This is a genomic window from Acinetobacter sp. LT1 (genome assembly GCF_059800965.1).
The window spans coordinates 1-5546 of record NZ_JBBAXE010000030.1 but is presented as its reverse complement, the minus strand read 5'-3'; the positions used below and the strand labels follow the sequence as shown (position 1 = coordinate 5546).

General features: G+C 48.8%; 2 tRNA genes and 3 rRNA genes. All 5 read right to left on the bottom strand.

Features of this window, described 5'->3' with window-relative positions:
- Nucleotides 1-23: 23 nt before the first annotated feature.
- Nucleotides 24-138 (bottom strand): 5S ribosomal RNA (rrf, locus tag WBW42_RS18700).
- 186 nt (nucleotides 139-324) lie between these two features.
- Nucleotides 325-3215 (bottom strand): 23S ribosomal RNA (locus tag WBW42_RS18695).
- A gap of 352 nt (nucleotides 3216-3567) precedes the next feature.
- Nucleotides 3568-3643 (bottom strand) — tRNA-Ala (locus WBW42_RS18690).
- 55 nt (nucleotides 3644-3698) lie between these two features.
- Nucleotides 3699-3775: transfer RNA gene (locus tag WBW42_RS18685), tRNA-Ile, on the bottom strand.
- Nucleotides 3776-3834: 59 nt separating this feature from the next.
- A 16S ribosomal RNA gene (locus WBW42_RS18680) occupies nucleotides 3835-5372 on the bottom strand.
- The 16S, 23S and 5S rRNA genes sit together here with 2 tRNA genes alongside, the layout of an rRNA operon.
- Nucleotides 5373-5546 lie beyond the last annotated feature (174 nt).

Sequence of the window (5546 nt, the reverse complement as noted above, 5' to 3'; positions counted from 1 at the left end):
GAACGGGGGTGTTTAGAATAATGAGCTGGCGATGACTTACTCTCACATGGGTAACCCCACACTACCATCAGCGCTAAGAGGTTTCACTTCTGAGTTCGGGAAGGGATCAGGTGGTTCACTCTTGCTATGGTCGCCAGCACAACTGGTATGGATACTTGCTTCGTTTTATTCACTGTGTGATACGTTGCGTTTTCCAAATCTTGACAGACGGGCTGATTGAATCTTACTTTATTTGTTCATTTTAGCTAGTAGTATAACTAAATCAAGTTGCTTTGCATGTTTATGAATCGATTGATGCTTCATATACAACTGCTTGGGTGTTGTATAGTCAAGCCTCACGAGCAATTAGTATTGGTCAGCTTCACATATCACTATGCTTCCACATCCAACCTATCAACGTCCTAGTCTCGAACGGCTCTTTAGAGGAATAAATTCCTAGGGAAATCTTATCTTGAGGTAGGCTTCCCGCTTAGATGCTTTCAGCGGTTATCCCTTCCGAACATAGCTACCCGGCGATGCGACTGGCGTCACAACCGGTACACCAGAGGTTCGTCCACTCTGGTCCTCTCGTACTAGGAGCAGATCCTCTCAAATTTCCAGCGCCCACGGTAGATAGGGACCGAACTGTCTCACGACGTTCTAAACCCAGCTCGCGTACCTCTTTAAATGGCGAACAGCCATACCCTTGGGACCTGCTTCAGCCCCAGGATGAGATGAGCCGACATCGAGGTGCCAAACACCGCCGTCGATATGAACTCTTGGGCGGTATCAGCCTGTTATCCCCAGAGTACCTTTTATCCGTTGAGCGATGGCCCTTCCATACAGAACCACCGGATCACTAAGACCTACTTTCGTACCTGCTCGACTTGTGGGTCTCGCAGTTAAGCGCGCTTTTGCCTTTATACTCTACGCGTGATTTCCGACCACGCTGAGCGCACCTTCGTACTCCTCCGTTACTCTTTAGGAGGAGACCGCCCCAGTCAAACTACCCACCAGACACGGTCCTCGTCCCGGATAACGGGACAGAGTTAGAACCTCAACATTACCAGGGTGGTATTTCAAGGACGGCTCCATTGGAACTAGCGTTCCAACTTCAAAGCCTCCCACCTATCCTACACAAGTAAGGTCAAAGTTCAGTGTCAAGCTGCAGTAAAGGTTCACGGGGTCTTTCCGTCTAGCCGCGGGTACACTGCATCTTCACAGCGATTTCGATTTCACTGAGCCTCTGCTGGAGACAGCGCCGCCATCATTATGCCATTCGTGCAGGTCGGAACTTACCCGACAAGGAATTTCGCTACCTTAGGACCGTTATAGTTACGGCCGCCGTTTACTGGGGCTTCGATCAAGAGCTTCGCTTACGCTAACCCCATCAATTAACCTTCCAGCACCGGGCAGGCATCACACCCTATACGTCCACTTTCGTGTTTGCAGAGTGCTATGTTTTTAATAAACAGTTGCAGCGGCCTGGTTTCTGCGGCTGTCGTCAGCTCAGGAAGCAAGTTCCATCACCAACAACAGCGTACCTTCTCCCGAAGTTACGGTACCATTTTGCCTAGTTCCTTCAGCAGAGTTCTCTCAAGCGCCTTGGTCTACTCGACCTGACCACCTGTGTCGGTTTCGGGTACGATTCCTGTGTAACTGAAGCTTAGAGACTTTTCCTGGAAGCATGGTATCAGCCACTTCACTGTACAAGTACAGCTTGCTATCGGATCTCAGTATAGAGTACCCCGGATTTGCCTAAGATACATACCTACATCCTTCCACCTGGACAACCAACGCCAGGCTGACTTAACCTTCTCCGTCCTCTCATCGCATTACACAGAAGTATTGGAATATTAACCAATTTCCCATCGACTACGCCTTTCGGCCTCGCCTTAGGGGTCGACTCACCCAGCCCCGATTAACGTTGGACTGGAACCCTTGGTCTTTCGGCGAACGGGTTTTTCACCCGTTTTGTCGTTACTCACGTCAGCATTCGCACTTCTGATACCTCCAGCATACTTCTCAATACACCTTCATCGGCTTACAGAACGCTCCCCTACCACTTGACTAATGTCAAATCCGCAGCTTCGGCACATAGTTTTAGCCCCGTTACATCTTCCGCGCAGGCCGACTCGACTAGTGAGCTATTACGCTTTCTTTAAAGGGTGGCTGCTTCTAAGCCAACCTCCTAGCTGTCTATGCCTTCCCACATCGTTTCCCACTTAACTATGATTTTGGGGCCTTAGCTGGCGGTCTGGATTGTTTTCCTCTTGACTACGGACGTTAGCACCCGCAGTCTGTCTCCCGGATAGTACTCATAGGTATTCGGAGTTTGCATCGGTTTGGTAAGTCGGGATGACCCCCTAGCCGAAACAGTGCTCTACCCCCTATGGTATTCGTCCGAGGCGCTACCTAAATAGCTTTCGGGGAGAACCAGCTATCACCAGGCTTGATTAGCCTTTCACCCCTATCCACAAGTCATCCCCTGGCTTTTCAACGACAGTGGGTTCGGTCCTCCAGTTAGTGTTACCCAACCTTCAACCTGCTCATGGATAGATCGCCTGGTTTCGGGTCTATACCCAGCAACTAAACGCCCTATTAAGACTCGATTTCTCTACGGCTCCCCTATACGGTTAACCTCGCTACTGAATATAAGTCGCTGACCCATTATACAAAAGGTACGCAGTCACACCACGAAGGTGCTCCCACTGCTTGTATGCATGCGGTTTCAGGATCTATTTCACTCCCCTCACAGGGGTTCTTTTCGCCTTTCCCTCACGGTACTGGTTCACTATCGGTCAGTCAGGAGTATTTAGCCTTGGAGGATGGTCCCCCCATATTCAGACAAGGTTTCACGTGCCTCGCCCTACTCGTCATCATTATGTGTGCCCTTTCGTGTACGGGAATATCACCCTCTACGTTCGCACTTCCCAGAGCGTTCCACTAAAACACACATAACTTAATGGGCTGATCCCCGTTCGCTCGCCGCTACTGAGGGAATCTCAATTGATTTCTTTTCCTAAGGGTACTGAGATGTTTCACTTCCCCTCGTTCGCCTTGCAACACTATGTATTCATGTTGCAATACCTACCTTAAAGTAGGTGGGTTCCCCCATTCAGAAATCTCCGGATCAAAGGATATTTGCCGCCTCCCCGGAGCTTTTCGCAGGCTATCACGTCTTTCATCGCCTCTGACTGCCAAGGCATCCACCACATGCACTTAATTACTTGACTATACAACCCCAAACAGTCGTCAACACCTACAAGTGAGTGTTGTCCGTGCGACTCTTCATCGCTACTATCTGTTGTCTGTGTACTTAAACACTGTACAGCTTCAATCTAAATTCATATACCAAAACGCTTGATTCAGTTAATTTGCTAGTTCTCAATTCATCTAGATTAATTGCTTAATCTAAACTCTTGAGTGAACAATTTATTTCAGACTCAATTTTGCCAATCTGTTAATGAATAAACACGCCTTCGTCAGGTCATGCTTAATACCGTGATACTTAAATCACAGAAGTTAATAAACCAAGACCGAAATCTCTATTTACTAATTTCTGTAATCCGAACTTCTCTTAAGTTCTGGTGGAGACTAGGAGAGTCGAACTCCTGACCTCCTGCGTGCAAAGCAGGCGCTCTACCAACTAAGCTAAGTCCCCAGCTTACATCATCAGTCATGTATCTTTTATCTATAACTTCAACCAGTCAAAGTCATGGTGGGTCTGACAAGACTTGAACTTGTGACCCCACGCTTATCAAGCGTGTGCTCTAACCAACTGAGCTACAGACCCTCAGATACATCTATGAAGAACAACTTGTTGTGGATTCTTACCAATCGTCAATCTTTCGTTAAGGAGGTGATCCAGCCGCAGGTTCCCCTACGGCTACCTTGTTACGACTTCACCCCAGTCATCGGCCACACCGTGGTAACCGCCCTCTTTGCAGTTAGGCTAGCTACTTCTGGTGCAACAAACTCCCATGGTGTGACGGGCGGTGTGTACAAGGCCCGGGAACGTATTCACCGCGGCATTCTGATCCGCGATTACTAGCGATTCCGACTTCATGGAGTCGAGTTGCAGACTCCAATCCGGACTACGATCGGCTTTTTGAGATTAGCATCCTATCGCTAGGTAGCAACCCTTTGTACCGACCATTGTAGCACGTGTGTAGCCCTGGCCGTAAGGGCCATGATGACTTGACGTCGTCCCCGCCTTCCTCCAGTTTGTCACTGGCAGTATCCTTAAAGTTCCCGACATTACTCGCTGGCAAATAAGGAAAAGGGTTGCGCTCGTTGCGGGACTTAACCCAACATCTCACGACACGAGCTGACGACAGCCATGCAGCACCTGTATGTAAGTTCCCGAAGGCACCAATCCATCTCTGGAAAGTTCTTACTATGTCAAGGCCAGGTAAGGTTCTTCGCGTTGCATCGAATTAAACCACATGCTCCACCGCTTGTGCGGGCCCCCGTCAATTCATTTGAGTTTTAGTCTTGCGACCGTACTCCCCAGGCGGTCTACTTATCGCGTTAGCTGCGCCACTAAAGCCTCAAAGGCCCCAACGGCTAGTAGACATCGTTTACGGCATGGACTACCAGGGTATCTAATCCTGTTTGCTCCCCATGCTTTCGCACCTCAGCGTCAGTGTTAGGCCAGATGGCTGCCTTCGCCATCGGTATTCCTCCAGATCTCTACGCATTTCACCGCTACACCTGGAATTCTACCATCCTCTCCCACACTCTAGCTAACCAGTATCGAATGCAATTCCCAAGTTAAGCTCGGGGATTTCACATTTGACTTAATTAGCCGCCTACGCGCGCTTTACGCCCAGTAAATCCGATTAACGCTTGCACCCTCTGTATTACCGCGGCTGCTGGCACAGAGTTAGCCGGTGCTTATTCTGCGAGTAACGTCCACTATCTCTAGGTATTAACTAAAGTAGCCTCCTCCTCGCTTAAAGTGCTTTACAACCATAAGGCCTTCTTCACACACGCGGCATGGCTGGATCAGGCTTGCGCCCATTGTCCAATATTCCCCACTGCTGCCTCCCGTAGGAGTCTGGGCCGTGTCTCAGTCCCAGTGTGGCGGATCATCCTCTCAGACCCGCTACAGATCGTCGCCTTGGTAGGCCTTTACCCCACCAACTAGCTAATCCGACTTAGGCTCATCTATTAGCGCAAGGTCCGAAGATCCCCTGCTTTCTCCCGTAGGACGTATGCGGTATTAGCATTCCTTTCGAAATGTTGTCCCCCACTAATAGGCAGATTCCTAAGCATTACTCACCCGTCCGCCGCTAAGATCAGTAGCAAGCTACCTCTCTCCGCTCGACTTGCATGTGTTAAGCCTGCCGCCAGCGTTCAATCTGAGCCATGATCAAACTCTTCAGTTAAAATCATTTTGCACCTTATTTAAAGACAAGGTGCCAATTCTGGCTCATCAATTACTGACTTAAATTTCGCTCAAATAAACTTCGAGTAATTTAAACCAATCAATCAATGAAAATTATTTCGATTAATCAATCAGTAAAAATCCACACAAGTTGTTCTTCAATTCTCTTAATGAT